General features: G+C 73.5%; 19 protein-coding genes. 9 read left to right on the top strand and 10 right to left on the bottom strand.

Going from position 1 to position 22,498, the window contains the following annotated elements:
* Positions 1-7: 7 nt before the first annotated feature.
* From IE98_RS0101135 to IE98_RS0101115, 5 genes are all read right to left on the bottom strand, one after another.
* Positions 8-1,834: a branched-chain amino acid ABC transporter permease gene (locus IE98_RS0101135; protein WP_063748844.1), complete on the bottom strand. Its 1,827-nt coding sequence runs from the start codon at positions 1,832-1,834 to the stop codon at positions 8-10.
* Between the two features lie 17 nt (positions 1,835-1,851).
* Positions 1,852-2,781, bottom strand: coding sequence for a branched-chain amino acid ABC transporter permease (locus tag IE98_RS0101130; RefSeq protein ID WP_030262518.1), 930 nt, complete (start codon positions 2,779-2,781; stop codon positions 1,852-1,854).
* Between the two features lie 168 nt (positions 2,782-2,949).
* Entirely contained in the window at positions 2,950-4,176 is a 1,227-nt protein-coding gene (locus tag IE98_RS0101125; RefSeq protein WP_030262515.1) for a branched-chain amino acid ABC transporter substrate-binding protein, read from the bottom strand.
* A 287-nt stretch (positions 4,177-4,463) separates the two neighbouring features.
* On the bottom strand, positions 4,464-5,021 hold the full coding sequence (locus IE98_RS48830; RefSeq protein WP_159400796.1) for a Tat pathway signal sequence domain protein: 558 nt from the start codon (positions 5,019-5,021) through the stop codon (positions 4,464-4,466).
* Between the two features lie 234 nt (positions 5,022-5,255).
* Positions 5,256-5,711, bottom strand: coding sequence for a PaaI family thioesterase (locus IE98_RS0101115; RefSeq protein ID WP_030262504.1), 456 nt, complete (start codon positions 5,709-5,711; stop codon positions 5,256-5,258).
* A 252-nt stretch (positions 5,712-5,963) separates the two neighbouring features.
* Here IE98_RS0101115 and polA point away from each other — a divergent pair, with 252 nt between their 5' ends.
* Together polA and IE98_RS44130 are read left to right on the top strand one after the other, a co-directional pair.
* On the top strand, positions 5,964-8,642 hold the full coding sequence (polA, locus tag IE98_RS0101110; RefSeq protein WP_078660696.1) for a DNA polymerase I: 2,679 nt from the start codon (positions 5,964-5,966) through the stop codon (positions 8,640-8,642).
* Between the two features lie 96 nt (positions 8,643-8,738).
* The gene (locus IE98_RS44130; RefSeq protein WP_052389971.1) at positions 8,739-9,242 is read left to right on the top strand and encodes a hypothetical protein; all 504 of its coding nucleotides are present in this window, start codon (positions 8,739-8,741) and stop codon (positions 9,240-9,242) included.
* A 114-nt stretch (positions 9,243-9,356) separates the two neighbouring features.
* Here IE98_RS44130 and hrpB read toward each other — a convergent pair whose 3' ends face one another.
* Both hrpB and IE98_RS0101095 read right to left on the bottom strand, forming a co-directional pair.
* Positions 9,357-11,852 (bottom strand): ATP-dependent helicase HrpB, encoded by a 2,496-nt coding sequence (gene hrpB / locus IE98_RS0101100; RefSeq protein ID WP_030262489.1) that lies wholly within the window; start codon positions 11,850-11,852, stop codon positions 9,357-9,359.
* A gap of 6 nt (positions 11,853-11,858) precedes the next feature.
* The gene (locus tag IE98_RS0101095; RefSeq protein ID WP_043173244.1) at positions 11,859-12,650 is read right to left on the bottom strand and encodes a class I SAM-dependent methyltransferase; all 792 of its coding nucleotides are present in this window, start codon (positions 12,648-12,650) and stop codon (positions 11,859-11,861) included.
* 523 nt (positions 12,651-13,173) lie between these two features.
* Between IE98_RS0101095 and rpsA the strand changes: the two genes are divergently transcribed.
* Both rpsA and IE98_RS0101085 read left to right on the top strand, forming a co-directional pair.
* Positions 13,174-14,664 carry a 30S ribosomal protein S1 gene (gene rpsA / locus IE98_RS0101090; protein ID WP_030262476.1) on the top strand — a complete coding sequence of 497 codons (1,491 nt, stop codon included), beginning with the start codon at positions 13,174-13,176 and terminating at the stop codon, positions 14,662-14,664.
* 204 nt (positions 14,665-14,868) lie between these two features.
* Complete coding sequence (locus IE98_RS0101085) at positions 14,869-17,127, top strand: MMPL family transporter (protein ID WP_052389970.1); 2,259 nt, start codon at positions 14,869-14,871, stop codon at positions 17,125-17,127.
* A 25-nt stretch (positions 17,128-17,152) separates the two neighbouring features.
* Here IE98_RS0101085 and IE98_RS48825 read toward each other — a convergent pair whose 3' ends face one another.
* Complete coding sequence (locus IE98_RS48825; protein ID WP_159400795.1) at positions 17,153-17,299, bottom strand: hypothetical protein; 147 nt, start codon at positions 17,297-17,299, stop codon at positions 17,153-17,155.
* 120 nt (positions 17,300-17,419) lie between these two features.
* On the bottom strand, positions 17,420-17,836 hold the full coding sequence (locus tag IE98_RS0101075; protein WP_030262470.1) for a MarR family winged helix-turn-helix transcriptional regulator: 417 nt from the start codon (positions 17,834-17,836) through the stop codon (positions 17,420-17,422).
* A gap of 64 nt (positions 17,837-17,900) precedes the next feature.
* Here IE98_RS0101075 and IE98_RS0101070 point away from each other — a divergent pair, with 64 nt between their 5' ends.
* The 3 genes from IE98_RS0101070 to IE98_RS0101060 all read left to right on the top strand — a co-directional run bounded on the left by IE98_RS0101070 (position 17,901) and on the right by IE98_RS0101060 (position 19,911).
* Complete coding sequence (locus IE98_RS0101070) at positions 17,901-18,542, top strand: MBL fold metallo-hydrolase (protein WP_030262468.1); 642 nt, start codon at positions 17,901-17,903, stop codon at positions 18,540-18,542.
* Positions 18,543-18,718: 176 nt separating this feature from the next.
* Positions 18,719-19,228: a hypothetical protein gene (locus IE98_RS44125; RefSeq protein ID WP_052389969.1), complete on the top strand. Its 510-nt coding sequence runs from the start codon at positions 18,719-18,721 to the stop codon at positions 19,226-19,228.
* A 29-nt stretch (positions 19,229-19,257) separates the two neighbouring features.
* Positions 19,258-19,911 carry a class F sortase gene (locus tag IE98_RS0101060; protein ID WP_030262462.1) on the top strand — a complete coding sequence of 218 codons (654 nt, stop codon included), beginning with the start codon at positions 19,258-19,260 and terminating at the stop codon, positions 19,909-19,911.
* A 43-nt stretch (positions 19,912-19,954) separates the two neighbouring features.
* Here IE98_RS0101060 and IE98_RS0101055 read toward each other — a convergent pair whose 3' ends face one another.
* Positions 19,955-20,842: an alkaline phosphatase family protein gene (locus tag IE98_RS0101055; RefSeq protein ID WP_030262460.1), complete on the bottom strand. Its 888-nt coding sequence runs from the start codon at positions 20,840-20,842 to the stop codon at positions 19,955-19,957.
* Positions 20,843-21,049: 207 nt separating this feature from the next.
* On the opposite strand from IE98_RS0101055, the gene coaE reads away from it, so the two are divergent.
* The gene (coaE, locus tag IE98_RS0101050) at positions 21,050-21,637 is read left to right on the top strand and encodes a dephospho-CoA kinase (RefSeq protein WP_030262457.1); all 588 of its coding nucleotides are present in this window, start codon (positions 21,050-21,052) and stop codon (positions 21,635-21,637) included.
* Between the two features lie 151 nt (positions 21,638-21,788).
* Complete coding sequence (locus tag IE98_RS0101045) at positions 21,789-22,439, top strand: TetR/AcrR family transcriptional regulator (RefSeq protein WP_030262453.1); 651 nt, start codon at positions 21,789-21,791, stop codon at positions 22,437-22,439.
* Positions 22,440-22,498: the final 59 nt, after the last annotated feature.

The following is a 22,498-nucleotide window of genomic DNA, read 5'->3' as shown; positions in this document are numbered from 1 at the left end:
GTGTGTCTCACGCCCCTGCGGTGGTGAGGCCGGCGGTGCTGCCGGGGTCGGTGCTGGCGGGTGCGTCGTCGGTCTCCACCGGGGCCGCGTCGTCGGTGTCCTTGTCGTGGAACTCGAGCTGGGCGCGGCGGTTGGCGATGAGGCCCTCGGGGCGCAGGCGCATCAGGAGGACGAGCGCGATGCCGAAGACGAGGAGCTGGTACTCCTTCAGGAAGACGAGCTTCTCCGGGATCAGGTAGAGCAGGGTGGCACCGAGGAGCGGGCCGGCGATGGTGCCCATGCCGCCGAGGACGACGGCCGCGACCAGGAAGGCGCTGTTGGGCGGGACGGCGCCGGCGAACTGGTAGGGGTCGGGGACGACGCTGTAGCTGACGTGGGCCATGACGGTGCCGGCGAGGCCGGCGAGCGCGGCGCCGAGGGCGAAGGCGAGCAGCTTGAGCTTGAAGCCGTTGATGCCCATGGCCTGCGCGGCGGTCTCGTCCTCGCGGATGGCGACCCAGGCGCGGCCGATGCGGGAGTCGTTCGCCCGGCTGAAGACCGTCACGACGAAGGCGGTGACGAGCAGCATCAGCAGGAAGTAGTTGGCGAAGCGTCCGAGGGTGAAGGCACCGAAGGTGTGCGCCTGGCCGAAGTCGAACCCGAGGATGTCGAGGTCCGGGATGTTGCGGATGCCGTTCGGGCCGTTGGTGACCTTGGGGCCGGAGACGCCGTCGAGGCTGTTGACCGCGATGCGGAAGATCTCTCCGAAGCCGAGGGTCACGATGGCGAGGTAGTCGCCGCGCAGCCGCAGGGTCGGGGCGCCGATGACGACGCCGAAGACCAGGGCCGCGGCCATGCCGACCAGGGCGGCGCCCCAGAAGGGCAGGTGCAGGCCGATGGGCGAGCTGGTGGAGCCGGAGACCAGGGCGGCGGCGTAGGCGCCGACGCCGAGGAAGGCGACGTAGCCGAGGTCGAGGAGGCCGGCGAGGCCGACGACGACGTTCAGGCCGAGGGCGACGGTGGCGAAGATCAGGATGTTGACGCCGACCGAGGCGAAGTGGTCGTCGCTCTGGGTGAAGGGGAACGCGGCGGCCGCGGCGAAGGCGGCGGCGGTGGTGGTGCCGCGGTGGCGGGCGGTGAGCGAGGTCAGCCGGGAGACGAGGCCGGCGCGCATCAGGGCCCAGGTGCCGAGGGCGGTGAGGATCAGGAAGCCGATGAACAGCTCGCCGTACTCGGTGACGATGCCGTAGGTGAAGACGGTCAGGCCGAGGGCGGCGACCGCGATGATGATCAGCGTCTCGACCCAGCGGTTGAGCGGCTTCACGGGGGCCAGGTCGGGGTTCGGGCCGACGAGGCGGGCGAAGGAGCCGAGGTAGTGCCGGACGATGGCGATGACGCCGCCGGAGGAGGGGAGTCCGACGGTGGGGCCGGTCTGCGGCAGGCCGAGGGCGCCGAGCAGCGGGAGCAGGGAGGCGACGCCGGCGATCCAGCCGCCGGGCTCCAGGTTGGCGAGGCCGCCGAGTTCGGTGGCGATCGCGATCAGGGTGAACCAGGTGGTGGCCGCGGCGGCCGCGCCGAGGACGAGCAGCGGCGCGTTCGGGCCGGCGGGGGTGAGCCAGCGGGTGCCCTTCACGCCGTACAGCGGGAGCGAGAAGAGGGCGATGAGCAGGCCGGCCGCGAGGGTCAGGATCTGCAGGCCGCCGGGGTAGCCGTCGACGGTGAGGTCGCCGGGGAACTCCGAGGTCCAGGTCCAGTGGATGAACGTGGAGGCGGCGGTGGCGAGGCCGCCGGCGAGGACGAGCGCCTTGGCGGCCGGGAGCGGCAGCGGGAGGGCGGGGCTCTTGGTGGTGGTCATGGTGGCTGCTCCGTTCCTCAGGCTCGGTCCGCGACGCGCTCACCGAGTAGGCCTTGTGGCCGTACGAGGAGGACGACGATCAGGAGGACGAAGGCCCAGACGTTGGCCCAGGAGCCGCCGCCGAGCTGGTGCATGCCGGGGATCTCCTGGATGTACGCGGTGGCGAGGGCCTCCGCGACACCGAGGACGAGGCCGCCGAGCATGGCGCCGTAGATGTTGCCGATGCCGCCGAGGACGGCCGCGGTGAAGGCCTTGAGGCCGGCGAGGAAGCCCATGGTGGGGGAGACCTGGCCGTAGCGCAGGCCCCAGCCGACCGCGGCGACGGCGGCGAAGGCGGCACCGAGCGCGAACGCGATCACGATGATGCGGTCGGTGTTGATGCCCATCAGCTTCGCGGTGTCGGGGTCCTGCGCGGTGGCCTGCATGCCGCGGCCGGTGCGGGTCTTGCCGACGAAGGCGGCGAGCGCGCCCATGCAGAGCGGGGCGGCGACGAAGAGGAAGATGTCGGCGGGCTGCAGGGTGACGCTGCCGATGTGGTACGGGCCGCCGGGCAGCTGCGGGAAGCTGCGGCCGGACTTGGCGCCCGGGTAGAACTGCTCGACGACCTGCTGGAGCGCGAGCGAGAGGCCGATCGCGGTGATCAGCGGGGCGAGCTTCGGGGCACCGCGCAGCGGGCGGTAGGCGAAGCGCTCGGCGGCCACGGCGACGATCACGGAGATCAGCACGCCGCCCAGGAGCATCAGGGGCAGGGCGAGCCAGAGGCTGGTGCCGGGGGGAAGGACCAAGTATGTGGTGAGGGCTCCGAACCCACCGGTCATGAAGATCTCGCCGTGGGCGAAGTTGATGAGCTGGACGATGCCGTAGACCATTGTGTAGCCGATCGCGATCAGCCCGTAGAGGGAGCCGAGGATCAGGCCGTTGGCCAGCTGCTGCGGCAGTTCGTGCACCGCTGGGCCTCCGAGTGGATTCGGGGTGGGGTTCGCTTGCGGGGTGGGGACGAACCGTTGTGGGACGGCGGGGACGCTGGTTCTCAGCGCCCCCGCCGGTGGTTCGTTCTGTTGCGTGCTGCTCCGGGTGCGGCCGTGTGGGTCGGCCGTGGATCAACCGGGGGTGGGTCAGCCGGCGTAGGTGCCGGACTTGGCGACCGCCCAGGCGCCGTCCTTGACGGTGTAGACGGTGAGCTGCTTGTTGACCGCGTCGCCGAACTCGTCGAAGCCGACCTTGCCGGTGACACCGTCGAAGCCGACCTTGCTCATCGCGGTGACGACCTTGGCGCGGGCGTCGGACGGCACCTTGCCGCCGTTGTCGGCGACGACGGCCTTGACGGCCTGGACGATCGACCAGGCGGCGTCGTAGGAGTAGCCGCCGTAGGCCGCGTACGGGTCGGAGTAGCCGGCCGCCTTGTAGTCGGCGACGAACTTCTTGGCGGAGTCGAGGGACTCGACCGGGGCGCCGACGGAGGTCGCGAAGTCGCCGTTGGCGTTCTTGTTGGCCTTGTTGATGTACTCGGGGTCGTACATGCCGTCGCCGCCGAAGACGGGGGCGGTGACGCCGGCCTTCTTGAGCTGGTCGGACAGCGGGCCGGACTGCGGGTACTCGCCGCCGTAGTAGATCACGTCGGCGCCGGCGGCCTTGGCCTTGGTGACCACGGCCGAGAAGTCCAGGTTGTTCTCGTCGATGTGGTCCTGGCCCTTGATGGTGCCGCCGAGCTTGGTGAACTCCTTCTGGAAGGCGCCGACCAGACCCACGCCGTAGGTCTTCTTGTCGTCGATCAGGTAGGCGGTCTTCTTGCCGAGGTCGGTGTAGGCGTACTGCGCGGCGAACGGGCCCTGGATGGCGTCCGTGGTCGCGGTGCGGAAGTACGTCTTGAAGGTGCGCTTCTTCTCGGTCTCGAACTTCTCGCCCTGGGTCAGGGCCGGGTTGGTGTTGGCCGGGGAGACCTCGACCAGGCTCGCCGACTCGAAGACCTGCTGCATCGACTGGGCGACACCGGAGTTCAGCGGGCCGACGACGCCGAGGACGCTCTTGTCGGCGACCAGGGCGGTGGCGTTCTGCTGGCCTTCCTGGGGCGACTTCTTGTCGTCCAGGGCCTTCACCTTGAAGGTGACGCCGGGAACTTCCTTGTTGTCGTTGGCGATCTTGGCAGCCAGCTCGACGGAGTGCTGGATGCCGAGGCCGAGGGCGGAGAGCGGACCGGTCAGCGGGGCGTCGACGCCGATGGTGACGGTGGTGCCGCCGGCGTCGCCGCTGGCGCCCGACTTCTCACCGCGGGAGCCGCAGGCCGACACGGTGAGAGCTCCGACGACTGCGATGCTCACGACAAGCAGAGAACGGTTACGCACGAAGTTCCCCTTCTGGATCAGGTAGGCAGTGCGCCGGAGTGGCGGTGCCGGGTCGCGCGCTGGGGGCCTGGCCCGATCGGTTGGCGCGGTGACTGGCCGTGACTCTAGAACGGCTTCGGCAGGCTCCGGCAGACCTGCGGACATGCTGTGATTCTCTTGTTATGCGGACCTCTTCGAAAATCTCGAATATTGGTCATCCGCGCCCGGTTCTGCGCGGGCTGCTAAGTGTCGTCTCGCCCACCGAAACGGTGTCGTACAGGAAAACGCCTGCTACCGGCAGTGTTCGACTATCGGACATGAGTGTTCGTCACTGCGTGTGCGGACACCTGCGTCCGGTTACCGGAAATCGGGCACGCCGAATGCAGCCTCAGGGACAGGTCGCGGGCGTACTGCGTGCCGAGGATCTGGCTCACGGTCTCGATTGCGCGCGTGTTACGCAGCGTTACATCGAGGAAAGGCATCCCGGCGTCCGGCGGTGCTCCCGCGCAGTCCGTGACCCGGTACTCCACGGTCAGCAGCACCGGCCGCTCCGGCGTGACGGTCACGGGCAGTCCGCCCGTCACCGTGACGGACAAACCGGGATAGCTCTGGCGGACCGCCACCACGTCGTACGGCCGGTCCGCCTCCGCCGACACCCGGAGGGCGAAGACCTGCCCCGGCCCGGCCGGCGGGGACACCGGGCCGGCGTAGTGCAGGTGGGAGACGACCGAGGGCACCGGCTCGGTCACGGCCGGGGGCGGGGGCGTCGGGTCGCGTCCGGGGTGGCGCAGCGTCAGCACCGCGACCACGGCGGCGAACACCGCGGCCAGCACGGCCTTCTGACGTCCGCTCAGCAGCCGGTGCAAGGGCAGCGGCGGGAGCGGCGGTGCCTCCGTCCCCTCGGCCGGCTCGATCGGGCCGAGGTGTCCGTGACCGCCGGGTTCGGCTCCGCCGTGCCGTGCGCCGGACATGCTGGTGCCCCCTCGTCCGGGAGGATCTGCCCCCGACCGGCCGTGCCCAAACGGAGCCCGTACGGAACCGCCGCGCACCCGCCGGGGAACGGCGGGTGCGCGGCGGGACGGCGCGCGACGGTGCGGGTGCTACAGGTCGCGCAGCATGCAGGTCAGCCGGCAGCTGGTGATCCGCCGGCCGGTGTCGTCGGTGATCGCGATCTCGTACGTCGCGGCGGTGCGGCCCTTGAAGACGGCCGTGGCCACGCCCGTCACCAGGCCGGAGGTGGCCGACCTGTGGTGGGTGGCGTTGAGGTCGACGCCCACCGCGTACCGACCCGGCCCGGCGTGCAGCATCGCGCCGATCGACCCGATCGTCTCGGCCAGCGCGGCCGAGGCGCCGCCGTGCAGCAGCCCGTACGGCTGCTGGTTGCCCTCGACCGGCATCGTGCCCACCACCCGGTCCGGCGAGGCCTCGGTGATCCGGATGCCGAGCTTCTCGCCCAGGTGCCCGCCGGAGAAGGTCTCCGGGCTGACCCCGAGCTTCGCGAAGTGGTCGAGGACGTCCTGGGGCACGTTCAGTACTACGGGGGCCGCGTCGGTCATGGTGCTCCTGCCGGTGGGGGTCACGTCGTCGTGCTGTCTGTGATCGTACGACCGGCCCGCGGGCCCCGGGGCGGCCAGGGCCGACACCGCCGGGGCCCCGGCACGGTGGCGGTCCGTGTCGGTGCCGCGCCCTAGGATCGAGGTGTGGCAGAGGAACCGGCAGGAACGGACGTTGACGTGGCTGTGCAGGGTGCGGACAGGGCTGTGCCGGACGCAGGTGGGGACGCGGCGGGCGGCGGGCAGCGCCGGCTGATGCTGCTCGACGGGCATTCGATGGCCTACCGGGCCTTCTACGCGCTGCCCGTGGAGAACTTCAACACCACCACCGGGCAGCCGACCAACGCCGTGTACGGCTTCGCCTCGATGCTGGCCAACACGGTGCGCGACGAGCGGCCCACCCACCTCGCGGTCGCCTTCGACCTCTCCCGGCAGACCTTCCGCTCCGCGGAGTTCCCGGACTACAAGGCCAACCGCGCCGCCACCCCGGACGAGTTCCGCAGCCAGGTCGGCCTGATCGGCGAGCTGCTCGACGCCATGCACATCCCGCGGATCACCGCCGAGGGCTTCGAGGCCGACGACGTCATCGCCACCCTGGCCACGGCCGCCGCCGCCGACGGCTTCGAGGTGCAGATCGTCACCGGCGACCGGGACTCCCTCCAGCTCGTCGACGAGCGGGTCACCGTGCTCTACCCGACCAAGGGCGTCTCCGAGCTCACCCGCTACACGCCCGAGAAGGTCGCCGAGAAGTACGGCGTCACCCCCACCCAGTACCCCGACCTCGCGGCGCTGCGCGGCGACCCGTCCGACAACCTGCCCGGCATCCCCGGCGTCGGCGAGAAGACCGCCGCGAAGTGGGTCAACCAGTTCGGCTCCTTCGACGAGCTGGTCGCCCGCGCCGACGAGGTCAAGGGCAAGATCGGCGAGAAGCTCCGCGAGCACCTCGACTCGGTCAAGCGCAACCGCATCCTCACCGAGCTGGTGCGCGACGTCCACCTGCCGCTCGGCGTCGCCGACCTCGCCCGCCGGCCCTTCGACAAGCCGGCCGTCGGCCAGATCATGGAGTCGCTGGAGTTCCGCAACCCGAACTTCCGCGAGCGTGTCTACGCCATGGACCCGGCCGGCGCCGCCGAGACCGAGGCCCCGGAGACCGTCGCCGGCCCCGAGGTCGACGGCGACGTGCTGACCGAGCCGGGCGCCCTCACCGCCTGGCTCGCCGAGCACGGCAAGGACCGCACCGCGATCGCCGCCGTCTACACCTGGGCGCTCGGCACCGGCCGCGTCCAGGAGGTCGCCCTCGCCGCCGGCGACGCCGCGGCCTGGTTCGACCCGGCCGCCCTCGACCAGGCCGACGACCAGGCCTTCACCGCCTGGCTCGCCGACCCGGAGCACCCCAAGGCGCTGCACATCGCCAAGCACGTCATGCGCGCCTTCGCCGAGCAGGGCTGGCGGATCGGCGGCGTCACCGCCGACACCGCCCTCGCCGCCTACCTGGAGAAGCCCGGCCGGCGCACCTTCACCCTCGACGTCCTCGCCGAGGAGTACCTCGCCCGCTCGCTGGCCCCGGCCGCCGCGGCCGAGACCGGCCAGCTCTCCTTCGACGCCCCGGAGGAGGACTCCGGCGCCGCCGCCCGCGCGCTGATGGTCCAGGCCCGGGCGATCCTCGACCTCGCCGAGCTGTTCGACGGCCGGCTCGCCGAGGTCGGCGCCGCCGGGCTCTTCCACGACATGGAACTGCCGATCGCCGAGCTGCTCGCCCGGATGGAGCGCTACGGCATCGCCGCAGACCGCGACTGGCTCACCGGCCTGGAGACCCAGTTCGCCGCCGAGATCCAGCGCTGCGTCGACGAGGCGCACGCCGCCGCCGGCCACCCCTTCAACCTGGGATCGCCCAAGCAGCTCCAGGAGATCCTCTTCGGCGAGCTCGGCCTGCCCAAGACCAAGAAGATCAAGACCGGCTACACCACGGACGCCGACGCGCTCACCTGGCTGGCCACCCAGACCACCAACGAGCTCCCGGTGATCCTGCTCCGCCACCGGGACCAGGCCAAGCTGCGGACCACCGTCGAGGGCCTGCTCAAGACGGTCTCCCCGCAGGGCCGCATCCACACCACCTTCAACCAGATGGTCGCCGCCACCGGCCGGCTCTCCTCGCAGGACCCGAACCTGCAGAACATCCCCGTCCGCACCGAGGAGGGCCGCGCGATCCGCCGCGCCTTCGTCGTCGGCGAGGGCTACGAGTCGCTGCTCACCGCGGACTACTCGCAGATCGAGCTGCGCATCATGGCCCACCTCTCCGAGGACGAGGCCCTGATCGAGGCCTTCCTCAGCGGCGAGGACCTGCACACCACCGTCGCCTCCCAGGTGTTCGAGGTCGCCCGGGACGCCGTCGACGCCGAGATGCGCCGCAAGATCAAGGCGATGTCCTACGGCCTCGCCTACGGCCTCTCCGCGTACGGCCTCTCGCAGCAGCTCGGCATCAAGCCCGCCGAGGCCCAGGGCCTGATGGACACCTACTTCCAGCGGTTCGGCGGCGTCCGCGACTACCTGCACAACGTCGTCGAGGAGGCCCGCGCGGTCGGCTACACCGAGACCCTGCTCGGCCGCCGCCGCTACCTGCCCGACCTCACCAGCGACAACCGGCAGCGCCGCGAGATGGCCGAGCGGATGGCCCTCAACGCGCCGATCCAGGGTTCGGCGGCCGACATCGTCAAGATCGCCATGCTGAACGTCGACCGCGCCCTCACCGCGGCCGGCCTCGGCTCCCGGATGCTCCTCCAGGTGCACGACGAAATCGTGCTGGAGGTCGTCCCCGGCGAGCGCGAGCAGGTCGAGGCGCTCGTCCGCGAGCAGATGGCCGGTGCCTACCCGCTGCGTGCCCCGCTCGACGTCTCCGTCGGCTCCGGCCCGAACTGGGAGGCTGCCGCCCACTGAGCCTCCGACCGGGCCCCCGACCCCTCGTGGGGGCGGGGGCCCGGTCGGCCCTAGAATCCGCGCACCCCCGATTCAAGATCGCAGAGGAGCGCGGAGATGGACGAGGACGCGAGAGCCGTGCGGGGCCGCCGGCGCCCGCTGCTGATCGGTGCCGGTGCCGGTGCCGGTGCGGCGCTGCTGGCCCTGGGCGGCAGCGCCTGGGCGCTGTCGGGCGGCCCGGAGCACCCGCCCGCCGCCCGACCGGTGCCGGCCGTCTCCGCCCCGCCCACGCCGACGCCGGTGCCGTCCGCGAGTCCGGCCGTCCCGTCGGCCGGCACGGCCCTCCCGTCCGCGCCGGAGCCGACCCCGACTCCGACGGCGTCCCCGTCCGCGGCCCCCGCCCACGCGGCTTCGCCCCGGGCGACCGTGCCCCGGACGGCCAAGGCCGGCGCACCGACCCGCCGGGCCGCCGCGACGCCCCGCTGGCAGATCAGCCCCGGTACGGACGACCCGCGCAGCGACGGCGGCAGCGCCACCCGCGGCGGCACCTGCGCGACCAACCCCGCCGGCGAGATCATGACCTGCGACCCGGTGAAGACCGGCACCCCGCTGCCCCGCTAGGCGTGCCGTCGAGCGCGTACCGCTGCCTCGCGGGGGCCCACGGCCCGGATCCCGTCGGGCCGCCGCTCCCGGACCGGCCGGGCGCCTCCGCCCGGCGCACCGGCGGGCCGTCGATCACTTGCGCGGGTTGGCCCGGCGGGTGGGCTCGGCGGTGGTGGGGTCCTCCGGCCAGGGGTGGCGGGGGTAGCGGCCGCGGAGGTCGGCGCGGACGGCCCGGTAGCCGTCCCGCCAGAAGGACGCGAGGTCGCCGGTGACCGCTGCCGGGCGGCCGGCGGGGGAGAGCAGGTGCACGGTGAGCGGGACGCGACCGCCCGCCAGCGCCGGCGCCGCCTGCCAGCCGAACAGTTCCTGGAGCTTCACGGCGAGGACGGGACGCTCGCCGGAGTAGTCCACCCGGATCCGCGATCCGCTCGGGACGGCGATCCGCTCGGGCGCCAGCTCGTCCAGTCGGCCGGCCTCGCCGCCCGCCCAGGGCAGCAGCCGCTGCAGGGCGGCGGCGGTGTCGATCCGGCCGAGGTCGGCCCGCCGCCGGGCCCGCGAGAGCTCCGGTTCCAGCCAGTCGCCGGCCCGCTCCAGCAGGGCGTCGTCGGAGACGTCCGGCCACGGGTCGCCGAGCACGCGGTGCAGGAAGGCCAGCCGCTCCCGCAGCCCGTCCGCGGCCGGCGGCCAGCTGAGCAGGGTGCCGACGCCCTCCCGGGCGAGGCCGTCCAGCAGGGCGGCCCGCACCAGCACCGGGTCCGGGTCGGTGAGCGGCGCCGCGGTCAGCTCGACCGCGCCGAGCCGGGCGACCCGCCGGGCGGTGAGCCCGCCCTCGCGGGCCGACCAGTGCACCTCCTCGCGTTCGGTCACCAGGGCGGCGCCGGCCCGCCGGGCGGTGGCCTCGTCCAGGGCGACGGCCCGCTGCACCCGGGCGGACGGCGAGCCCGCCGGGCGGTCGGCCACCGCGACCGCGAGCCACTCGGCGCCGCCGAGCAGCGAACCGGGGCCGAGCTCCGCGGCGGTGCCGGAGGCCATCAGGTAGCCGCGGTCGCCGCCGCGGGCCCGGGCGATCCGTTCGGGGTGGGCGAGCGCGACGACCAGCCCGGCCGCGGCCTCGTCGGCCACCCCGGCGGGCCCGGTGCCGTCCTGCCGCAGCCGCCGGGTCTCGTCCCGCCAGCGGCGGGCGTACGGGTCGTCGGCGCCGCGGACGGTCCGCCAGACGGCGAGCAGGTCGTCGCCGAGGGCGCGCGGCGGCTCCTCGGAGAGCAGGGCGACGAGCTCGGCGGCGCGCCGGGCGCCGACCAGCTCGGTGCCGTCGAGGAGGGCGCGGGCGAGCCGGGGGTGCAGGCCCGTGCGGACGATCCGGCGGCCGCGGTCGGTGGCCCTGCCGTCGGCGTCCACGGCGCCGAGGGCCCGCAGGGTCTCGCGGGCGGCGGCCATCGCGCCGGTGGGCGGCGGGTCGGGCAGGGCGAGGCCGCGGGCGTCCGGGTCGCCCCAGCAGGCCGCCTGCAGGGCGAAGCCGGTGAGGTCGGCGAGGCCGATCTCGGGCGTGGGGAAGGGCTGCGCGCGGGCGTCCTCGGCCTCGGCCCAGCACCGGTAGACGGTGCCGGGGCCCTCGCGGCCGGCCCGGCCGGCGCGCTGCCGGGCGGCGGCGAGCGAGGCACGGACGGTGACCAGCCCGGCGAGGCCGCGGGCGTGGTCGGTGCGCGGCTCCCGGGCGAGACCGGAGTCGACGACGATCCGCACGCCCGGCACCGTCAGCGAGGACTCGGCGACCGAGGTGGCGAGCACGACGCGGCGCCGCCCGCCGGGGGTGAGCGCGGCGTCCTGGACGGCCTGCGGCGCCCGCCCGTGCAGCTGCAGGACCTCGGTGCCGGTGCCGAGCAGCCCGGCGACCCGGGCGATCTCGCCGACGCCGGGCAGGAAGCAGAGCACGTCGCCCTCGCGTTCGGCGAGCGCCCGGCGGACGGTGGCGGCGACGTGGTCGAGCAGCAGCGGATCCGTCCGGGTGCCGTGCGGCGGCCGGACGGCGCGCGGCGGCGGCGCCCGCACCACCTCGACCGGGTGGGAGACGCCGTGCGCCTCGACCACCGGCGCGCCGCCGAGCAGCTCAGCCCAGGCCGCCGTGTCGGACGTCGCGGAGGCGCACACCAGCTGCAGCTCCGGCCGCAGCGCCGCCCGGACGTCGAGCAGGAAGGCCAGCGCGGTGTCGGCGTCCAGGTGCCGCTCGTGGCACTCGTCGAGGACGACGGCGTCGACGCCGGGCAGCTCCGGGTCGCGCTGCAGCCGTTGCAGCAGGACGCCGGTGGTGACCACCTCGACCACCGTCCGCGGCCCGACCTTCCGCTCGCCGCGGACGGTGAGGCCGACCTGCTCGCCGACGGCGCCGCCGAGCAGCCAGGCCATCCGGCGGGCCGCGGCGCGCACCGCGAGCCGGCGGGGCTCGGCGACCAGGACGCGGCGGGCGGGTCCGGGCAGGCCCTCGGCGAGCCCGGCGAGCGCCAGCGGGACGAGGGTGGTCTTGCCGGATCCCGGCGGTGCGGCGAGCACCGCGGCGCCGTGCCCGGCGAGGGCGCGCTGCAGCGGCGGGACGGCGGTGCGGACGGGCAGTTCGAGGCCGGCGGGACGCACCGGCGGTCAGCCCCGCTGCGCGACGAAGATCGCGGTGCCGGGGATCAGCCGGCCGCGCAGCGGCGACCAGCCGCCCCACTCCTGGTCGAGGCCCTCGGGCCACTCCGGCTCGACGAGGTCGAGCAGCCGGAAGCCGGCGGTGCTGAGCTCGCGGACCCGGTCGCCGAGGGTGCGGTGGTGCTCGACGTAGGTCGCGCGGCCCTGCTCGTCCTGCTCGACGTAGGGGGTGCGGTCGAAGTACGAGGCGGTGGCGGTGAGGCCCTCGACGCCGGGCTCGTCGGGGAAGGCCCAGCGGATCGGGTGGGTCACCGAGAAGACCCAGCGGGCGCCGGGCCGCAGCACCCGGTGGACCTCGCGCATCAGGGCGCCGGTGTCGGCGGAGAACGGCACCGCGCCGTAGGCGGAGCAGGCGAGGTCGAAGGAGCCGTCGGCGAAGGGCAGCACCGCGGCGTCGGCCTGGACGACGGCGACGGGGTCGCCGCCGCGGACGAGGTCGATCCGCCGGGAGTGCTGCAGCTGGCGGAAGGAGATGTCGAGCGCGACCGGGCGGGCGCCGCGGGCGGCGAGCCAGCGGGAGCACTGGGCGGCGCCGGCGCCGATCTCCAGCACGTCGAGGCCCTTCAGCGCGGCGGGGTCGCCGAGCAGCCGGGCGTCGGCCTCGTCGAGGCCCTCGGGGCACCAGGTGAAGCGGTCGTCGCCGAGGAAGGCGCCGTGCTCGTCCTGGTACTCGTCGGCGTTCCGGTCCCACCAGTGGCGGCTGGCCCGGCTGGACTCGCCGGGGCCGGCCGTGCGCCGCACGGCGTCGTCCTCCTCGCCGTGGTCGCCGTGGTCGCCTTGCCCGTGCCGGTCACGGTCGTCGTCGGCGAAGTGGTCGGGGGTGGTGGTCACGATGCTGAGGCCCGTCGCGTAGGGTGTGGGGTGCGGAAGCGCCGCTGCCGTGAACCGGCTCCGTACGGGACCGGGTCGGGGTGGTGGCATCCGGGGACATCCCCCTGCGACAGCCGCCGTTCTGGTGCGCTGTTGGAGGATATGGCCTGATCCATCCCGGCCTCCACCGGTCTCGACGCTCTTCGCGTTGACCGTGCCCGGCTGTCCCCGTATGCTACAAGTTGCGCTGCGGGCCTGCGCGCCTCGGACGGAGCAGGTCGCGCTCGCATCTGTCGAAGACCCCACGGTCTGCAAGACGGACACCTGTCCTTCAGGATTTCTCATGGGGGTCGGTGCGCCGTGTTCTTGGCTGTCCGGCTTTCGGTGGGAGCGATACGGGCCCTCCGCGTGGCATTACCTACGACTTCATGTCCGTACCGGAGCCCTTTTCCTAATGACGAGCCCCACCGACACCTCTGTCAGCACCACCCCGCAGGTTGCGGTCAACGACATCGGCGACGCCGAGGCCTTCCTCGCCGCCATTGACGAGACCATCAAGTACTTCAACGACGGCGACATCGTTGAGGGCGTCATCGTGAAGGTCGACCGTGACGAGGTGCTCCTCGACATCGGTTACAAGACCGAGGGTGTCATCCCGTCCCGCGAGCTCTCGATCAAGCACGACGTCGACCCCCACGAGGTTGTCTCCGTCGGCGACAACATCGAGGCCCTGGTTCTCCAGAAGGAGGACAAGGAGGGTCGCCTCATCCTGTCCAAGAAGCGCGCTCAGTACGAGCGTGCCTGGGGCACGATCGAGAAGATCAAGGAAGAGGACGGCATCGTCACCGGTACCGTCATCGAGGTCGTCAAGGGTGGTCTCATCCTCGACATCGGCCTCCGCGGCTTCCTGCCGGCCTCGCTGGTCGAGATGCGCCGCGTCCGCGACCTCCAGCCGTACGTCGGCAAGGAGCTCGAGGCCAAGATCATCGAGCTGGACAAGAACCGCAACAACGTGGTCCTGTCCCGCCGTGCCTGGCTGGAGCAGACCCAGAGCGAGGTCCGCCAGACCTTCCTCACCACCCTCCAGAAGGGCCAGGTGCGCTCCGGCGTCGTCTCCTCGATCGTCAACTTCGGTGCCTTCGTGGACCTGGGTGGCGTCGACGGCCTGGTGCACGTCTCCGAGCTGTCCTGGAAGCACATCGACCACCCGTCCGAGGTCGTCGAGGTGGGCCAGGAGGTCACCGTCGAGGTCCTCGACGTCGACATGGACCGCGAGCGTGTCTCCCTGTCGCTGAAGGCGACCCAGGAGGACCCGTGGCAGCAGTTCGCCCGGACGCACCAGATCGGCCAGGTCGTCCCCGGCAAGGTCACCAAGCTGGTTCCGTTCGGTGCGTTCGTCCGCGTGGACGAGGGCATCGAGGGCCTGGTCCACATCTCGGAGCTGGCCGAGCGCCACGTCGAGATCCCGGAGCAGGTCGTCCAGGTCGGCGACGAGATCTTCGTCAAGGTCATCGACATCGACCTCGAGCGTCGTCGCATCAGCCTCTCGCTGAAGCAGGCCAACGAGTCCCTCGGTGCCGACCCGGCGTCGGTCGAGTTCGACCCGACCCTGTACGGCATGGCCGCGTCCTACGACGACCAGGGCAACTACATCTACCCGGAGGGCTTCGACCCCGAGGCGAACGACTGGCTGCCCGGCTTCGAGAAGCAGCGCGAGGAGTGGGAGCGGCAGTACGCCGAGGCCCAGGCCCGCTTCGAGCAGCACCAGGCCCAGGTCATCAAGAGCCGTGAGGCCGACGCCGCGGCTGCCGCCGAGGCCGGCGAGGAGGCCCCGGTCTCCGGTGGCGGCTCGTACTCCTCCAGCAGCGACGAGGGCTCCGGCGCTCTCGCTTCGGACGAGGCGCTCGCCGCGCTCCGCGAGAAGCTGGCCGGCGGCCAGAGCTGATCGCAGTGCGCGCAGCCTGAGGGCTGAGCAGTAGCAGGCGGAACCCCCGCCCGGCATCGACCGGGCGGGGGTTCCGCTTTGTTGTCCGCTATTTCTTATATGTCGCTTACGTCACAGGAATTGTGAGATGGGGCTCATCATCCGTCTATAGGACGAATCGGACTTTGCGCCTACATTGAGGGGAACTGCCCGAAAGGCTCCTTCATGCGCAATCCCCTCGCTGCCGCATCGCCTTCCCCCGCCGCCGTGCCCGCGCCCGCCGACCACCGTGTCGGCGGGCGGCTCGCAGCCCTCGGCCGGGCGTGCTTCCGCCACCGCCGCTGGGTGCTCGCCTTCTGGGCGCTCGTCCTCGCGGCCGGCGTGCTGATCGGCGGCCGGGTCTTCGAGGGGACGGTCGCCGGCGGCGGCTCCGGCGGCTCCGAGGCCGCCCGCGGCACCGCCGCCGTCCAGGCCGCGGATCCGGTCAAGGGCACCGTCACCGCCGTGGTGGACGGCTCGCCGGTCACCGACGAGAAGGTACGGGCCGCGGTCACCGCCGCGACCGCCGAGATCTCCCACCTGCCGGGCGTGGTCTCGGTGGCCGACGCCTACTCGGGCACCCCGGGCATGGCCGCCGCGGACGGCCGAGCGAGCCTCGTCGCCGTACGGATGGCCGACGCCTCGACCCCCGCGCAGCTGGACGCCGTGACCGAGCGGCTGGACGCGATCGACGCGGCCGGCACCCATGTGACCGTCGGCGGCGACCTCGTGCTGGAGCAGGAGGTCAAGGCGCAGACCGAGAAGGACACCCGCTTCGGCGAGATCGTCACCCTGCCGCTGACCCTGATCGTCATGGTGCTGGTCTTCGGCGGCCTCGCCGCGGCCGGCCTGCCGGGCATCGGCGCGATCGCCTCGGTCGGCGGCGCGCTGCTCGCCATGTTCGGCTTCAGCCGGATCATGGACATCGACACCAGCGTGCTGCCGATCGCCACCGTGCTCGGCCTCGGACTCTCCATCGACTACGCGCTGCTGATGGTCAACCGCTTCCGCGAGGAGCGGGGCCACGGTGCCACCGTCGCGCAGGCCGTGGAGCGCACCGCGGCCACCGCCGGGCGCACCGTCGCCTTCTCCGGGCTGACCGTCGCGGTCGCCCTGTCCGGCCTGTTCGTCTTCACCAGCCCGGTGTTCCGTGCGGTCGGCGTGGCCGGTGTGAGCGTCGTGGTGATCGCGGCCGCGGCCGCCCTCACCCTCGTCCCGGCGCTGCTGGGCTTCGTCGGCCGGAGGATCAAGGCGCCGACCGAGCCGGTGCCCGACGAGGGCTTCTTCTCGCGGACGGTGCGGCGCGTCCAGAAGCGCGCGCTGCCGGTGATGCTGATCTGCGTGGCGCTGCTGACCGCGGCCGGCGCGCCCTTCCTCGGCGCCCACCCGCGCAGCTCCGGCGCCGACGTGCTGCCCAAGTCCTTCGCCTCCCGGCAGGTCGCCGACACCGTCGCGCAGCGCTTCCCCGAGCAGGCCGCCGCCCCGATCACCGTGGTCGTGAAGAGCGACCAGAAGACCGCGCAGGCGTACGCCGACGACGTGGTCGCCGGGCTGCCGGGCGTCGCCGGTGTCCGCGCGGTCACCCCGGTCGGCGACGGCCTCACCACCGTCGACGTGCTGGTGAAGGGCGACCCGCAGGGCGCCCAGGCCAAGAAGGTCGTCGGCGAGCTGCGGGACCACCGCGGCGGGCTCACCACCTACGTCACCGGCGACGCGGCCTCGGTCGCCGACTTCCAGCACGAGGTCGCCACCCGCGGGCCCTGGGCGCTCGGCCTGGTCGCGTTCGGCACCCTGGTGCTGCTGTTCCTGATGACCGGGTCGGTGGTGATGCCGGTCAAGGCGCTGCTGATGAACCTGCTGTCGCTGGGCGCCTCGCTCGGCGCGCTGACCATGGTCTTCCAGCACGGCTGGTTCAGCGGCCTGCTCGGCTTCACCCCCTCGGGCGGGCTGGAGACCTTCGTCCCGGTCCTGGTCTTCGCCTTCGCGTTCGGGCTCTCGATGGACTACGAGGTCTTCCTGCTCGCCCGGATCAAGGAGCTGTACGACCAGGGGCACGGCTGCACCCGGTCCGTCCAGCTCGGCCTGCAGCGCAGCGGCAAGATCATCACCTCGGCGGCGCTGCTGATGGTGATCGTCTTCGCCGGGTTCGCCGCCGGGCAGATGCTCATGGTCAAGCAGATGGGCATCGCCCTCGCGGTGGCCGTCGCGGTGGACGCGACCCTGGTGCGGTGCCTGCTGGTGCCGGCCGCGATGAGCCTGGCCGGCGAGTTCAACTGGTGGGCGCCGGCGCCGCTGCGCAGGCTGCACCGGAAGATCGGGCTGAGCGAGCACGTGGAACTGCCGCCGCTCGGCGCGCGGGCGGTGCTGCCCGGGCAGCGCGCCGAGGCGGAGCAGGTCGGGGTCGAGGCCGAGGTCGAGGCGGAGCAGGTCGCGCTGGCCCGCTGAACGCGGCCCCGGCGGGGCCGTCCGGTCAGCGGTTGACGCAGGCGTTGCCGAAGCCCGGGGCCAGGCCGGCGGCGACGTCGAGCGGGCCGCACGCGGAGGCGGCTCCCGCGGTGCCCAGCAGCAGACCGCAGACGGCGGCGGCGAGGACCAGGGCGGTGCGGACGGGGGTCATGGCGGGCGTCCCTTCGGATGCGCGGATCGGGCGGCCTGCCCAACGCGAAGGCAGGCCCTCCGGCATGCGCCCGTCCGGGTGAGGGGGTACCCGTGTGCGCCTGGGTGAGTCGCTCCGGGCTCAGGCCAGTTTGCGGAGGAGGGGGACGGCCCGGTGGAGGAGGTGGCGTTCCTCGGGGGTGAGTCGTTCGGTGAGGGCGGTCGCGATGGTGCCCTCGCGGCGGGCGCGTTGGGCGTGCATCGCGGCGGTGCCGGCCTCGGTGGCGGTGATCAGCAGCTTGCGGCCGTCGGTCTCGTGCGGCCGCTGCTCGACCAGGCCGGCCTCGCCGAGCAGGGCGACCGTCCGGGCCATCGACTGGTGGCGGACCCGCTGGAGGGCGGCCAGTTCGCTGGTGGTGCGGGGGCCCTCGCGGACCAGCCAGCCGAGGACGGCGGCCTGGTTCTGCGGCAGTTCGTCGCCGGGGCGGAGGGTGCGTACCAGGGTGCCGATGGCGGTGCGCAGCTCTGCGGCCAGTTCCAGGGGGTCGACCTCGTCCATGGGGATCATGCTACCGGGAATTTCCTGCAGCCAAACTGTGCAGCATTGCTGTAGTGTTTTCCCCATGCGACTGACCAAGCTCGGACATGCCTGCGTCCGGATCGAACACCAGGGCACCACCGTCGTCATCGACCCCGGAGCGTTCACCGAGGCCGACGCCACCCGGGGCGCGGACGCCGTCCTGATCACCCACGAACACATGGACCACTTCGCCGAGGACCGGCTGCGCGCCGCCGTCGAGGCGCAGCCCGGCCTGCGGATCTGGACCAACCGTGCGGTGGCCGCGCAGCTGGAGGGCGTCGGTGCGCGGGTCTCCGTGGTCGGCGAGGGCGACGCCTTCGACATCGACGGCCTCGGCGTGAGTGTGCACGGCGAGTGGCACGCCGTCATCCACCCCGACGTCCCGCGTGTCGGCAACATCGGCTTCCTGCTCGACGGCCGGCTCTTCCACCCCGGTGACGCACTGACCGTGCCGCCGCACCCGGTGGACACCCTGCTGCTGCCGATCGCCGGCCCCTGGACCAAGGTCTCGGAGCTGATCGACTACGTCCGGGAGGCCGGCCCGGAGCGGGCGTTGGCGATCCACGAGGCCGTGCTGAGCGACATCGGGCAGATGGTGCACGGCCGGTTGCTCGGCGAGGGCGGGCCGGGCACCGGCGCCGCGTTCGCGCAGCTCGCGGCGGGGGAGCAGCTCGACCTCGGCTGACCGTTCGCGCCGCGACCGCACCGCCGGGGCTGCCGGAACCCTGACAATTCGTAAGCGGATTATGTGAGTTGTCGTCATAAACACCCGATTGGCGGTGGTATGTCCGTCCCGGGTCCGGGACCCTGTGGGGCCAGGGAAGCGCGGAGACGTCGCGGTTCCACGGGCAAGGAGGACGGATGTCGATCAGGACGAGGGCGGGTGCGGCCGCTGCCGTGGCCTGCGGAGTACTGGCCCTGCTCACCGCCGGCGCGGGCGCCGCGTTCGCGGACGGCGGCACGGGAACGCCGTTCAAGGGCCGCACCGAGGGCGGCAGTCTGGAACTGGTGAACGGCGACGTCGTCGCCTGCGCCGGCGTCGGCGAGGTCCGCGTCGTCGACGCCCAGGGCGAGCACGTCCCCGGCGCACCGGGGACCAGCTTCACCACCGCCGCCGGCACGAAGGTGCTCACCAAGAGCGCCGACACCGTCGAGGTGACCGTCGGCGGCGCCTCCGCCGCCGTCACCTGTGGCCCCGAGCTCTTCCCGACCACCACCGCGTCCGTCCCCACGGGGCCCTCCCTCGCCGGCGGCGGCGGCGGAGTCCTCGGGGCGGACCCGGTCGAGACTGCCGCCGGCGGGGCCCTACTCGCGGCCGGCCTCGCCGGCGGCGCCGTCGTCCTGCGCCGCCGGCACACCGCCCGGGCCTGACCGGACGACCGCCGCAGGAGGCACCGACGGTGCGACGAACCCCGACCCGCGGGGCCCACGCGGCCCTCGCCGCGGCCACGGCCGCCGCCACCGTCGGTGCCTGGCTGGTGCACGACGGCACCCGCACCCAGGCCCCGCCCGCCCCCGCCGCGGCCGACGCCCGGCCCGCCGCCGCACCGACGGCGGCCGGGACGGCCACCCCGGCCGGGGCGGGACCGGCCGCGATGCCCTTCTCCCGGCCCACCCGGCTGCGCATCCCGGCGATCGGCGTCGACGCCCCCGTCACCGGGGTCGGCCTCGACGCGGCCGGCGGACTCCAGGTGCCGCCGGTCGGTGACCGCAACCTCGCCGGCTGGTACCGACTCGGCACCGCACCCGGCGCCGCCGGGAACGCCCTGCTGGTCGGCCACGTCGACACCGACCGCGGCCCCGCCGTCTTCTGGGCGCTCGGCTCGCTCCACCGCGGCAACACCCTCGACGTGCTGCGCGCCGACGGCAGCACCGCCCGCTTCACCGTCGACACCGTCGAGGTGCTGCCCAAGGCCGGCTTCCCCGCAGACCGGGTCTACCGCGCCACCGCCCGGCCCGAACTGCGCGTCGTCACCTGCGGCGGCGGCTACACCCGCGCCACCGGCTACCAGGGCAACGTGGTGGTCTCGGCCCACCTGGTGTCGGCGCTGTGACGGCCACCGGCCCGGCGACCGGCGCCGGGCCGGTGAGCGGCCGTCAGACCGCCGCGACCGGCAGGGCCGCCGGGGTGAACGGGCGTCCGTCCAGCGTCCAGTGCGGGTCGGGCACGATCTCCAGGGCCGCGTACACGTGCGCCGCCACGTCGGTGTGGTGCAGCGGCAGCACCGGGCCGCCCGGGACGATCCCCGGGCCGAAGGCCGCGATCCACGCCGTGCGCTCCACGTCGGTGCGCCCGCCGTGGCCGCCGCCGTCCAGGTGCCCGTGGTCGGTCACCACGATCACCGTCCACTCCTCCGCGTCGTACGAGGAACGGCCGCGGACGGCCGCCAGCAGCCGGCCCAGCCGGACGTCCGCCGTCTCCACCGAACGCCGGTACTCCTCGCCGCAGCCGAGGAAGTGCGCCGTCTCGTCGACCGCGCCCAGGTAGACGAACGAGGCCTGCGGATCGTCGTCGCTGCGCCCCAGCACGTACTCGGCCTCGGCGGTCACCCGCTCGTCGCAGACCTCCCACGCCTCCGGGGTGTCCTCCAGCGGCGCGATGTACGCCAGCCGGCCGGGTGCCGCGAACAGCGGACCGCCGCTGCGGGCCAGGAACAGCGGCTCCCAGCCGCCCGCGGCGAAGGTCCGGCGCCGGTGCACGGCCGCCAGCCGGGTGGTGAAGTCCGGGAAGACGTCCAGCCGGTTGCCGCCGAAGTGGTTGCCGAACACGCCGTGCTTGGCCACCCCGACCCCGGTCACCACCGTCGCCCAGCACGGCCCGGACATCGTCGGCGTCGCCTCGTCCACCTGTACCGCGGCGAGGAAGCCGGCCCCGGCCACCGCGTCCAGGTGCGGGGTGTGCAGCGACGGCAGCAGGTCGAGCCGGACGCCGTCGATGCCGACGACCAGCACCCGCTTCGGACCGGCGGGCCAGGTGGGGGACATCGGTGCTCCTCTCGGTGGGACGGTTCCCGGCACCCTAACCACTCGCGCGCCCGCGACCTGCCGCCCGGCACCCCCGGGAGGCCGCAATTCGCCGTACCGCCGCCGGATGTTCGACCCCTGTTCGCCCGGCGGCGCCCGGCCGGGGAAGCGGCGACCGGCGGGGGAGCGGCCTGCGGCCGGAGGTGACCGGGCGGTAGCCTGGGCGCCATGCTGAGGATCGGACTGACGGGCGGGATCGGCGCGGGCAAGAGCGAGGTGTCCCGGCAACTCGCCGCACTCGGCGCCGTCATCGTGGACTCCGACCTGATCGCCCGCGAGGTGGTGGCCCCCGGGACGGACGGACTGCGCGCCGTGGTCGCCGAGTTCGGCCCCGAGGTCCTGCAGCCGGACGGCTCGCTCGACCGCCCCGCCCTCGGCCGGCTCGTCTTCGGCCACCCCGAGCGGCTCGCCGCGCTCAACGCGATCGTCCACCCCCTGGTACGCGCTCGCTCCGCCGACCTGGAGGCCGCCGCCGGACCCGAGGACGTCGTCGTGCACGACGTCCCGCTGCTCGCCGAGAACGGCCTCGCCCCGCTCTACCAGCAGGTCCTGGTCGTGGACGTGCCCGACGAGATCCGGCTCGACCGGCTGGTGCGGCTGCGCGGCATGGCCGAGGACGAGGCCAAGGCCCGGATGGCGGCCCAGGCCACCCGCGAGGACCGGCTCGCCGTCGCCGACATCGTCATCGACAACAGCGGATCGCTGGACGACCTCACCGCCCGCATCCGGCAGGTCTGGGAGCAACTGACCGCTTAGGAGTGGTCTTCGAGGGCACCCGGGAGGTCGATTCAGGGCCGCCCGTCGCCTTTGACGACACGTCCTGGAGCGGGACTCCGGTGCCTCGACATCCCGTGACGAGATCTTCTCGGAGGTTTTCCGGCGATCCGGGGACGGCTAGGGTGTGCGCGTGGCAGACGGGGAGCGGCCGGCACCGCAGCGGCGGGACGCACGGCGCAATCGCGAGGCACTGGCCGCGGCCGCCGCGGACGTCTTCGCCGAACTCGGCCTCGACGCCCCGCTCGACGTCATCGCCCGCCGCGCCGGAGTCGGCAACGCCACCCTCTACCGGCACTTCCCGACCCGCGAGGACCTGATCGGCGAGGTCTTCCGCCCCGCGGCGGCCGTCCTCGCGGCGGCCGGCGAGGAAGCCCTCGCGGCCGAGGACGCCTGGACGGCCGTCGAAGGTTACTTCACCCGGATCTTCGAACTCGTCGCCACCAGCCGCGGCATCAACGACCTGGTGACGATGGCCATTCCGACCGTTCCGGTGCTCGCCGACATGAGCCACCGCAACGCCGCGACCGTCGGGGTCCTGGTCGCCCGGGCGCAGGAACAGGGCACGATGCGGTGCGACGTCGTCGCGACGGACCTGCTCTTCCTGCTCGGGCCGCTGTGCCGGGCGGTGCCCGCGGCGGAGGGCCTCCGGCCGGGGCTGTGGCGGCGTCACCTCGCGCTGCTGCTGGACGGCTTCCGGGTACGCGGCGCCCACCCGCTGCCCGAACCGCCGATCGGCGACGACCGGCTCGACGACCTCTTCGCAGGCCTCTGGGAGGCCTGACGGTTCACCCCGGGGGCGCGTGGGGGTACCTCCCGGCCGGAGGCCGGGGGCCGGGGCGG

This window comes from Streptomyces sp. NRRL B-24484 (assembly GCF_000717715.1).
In the GTDB taxonomy this organism is placed as follows: domain Bacteria; phylum Actinomycetota; class Actinomycetes; order Streptomycetales; family Streptomycetaceae; genus Kitasatospora.
This window is presented reverse-complemented; position numbering and strand designations above follow the sequence as displayed.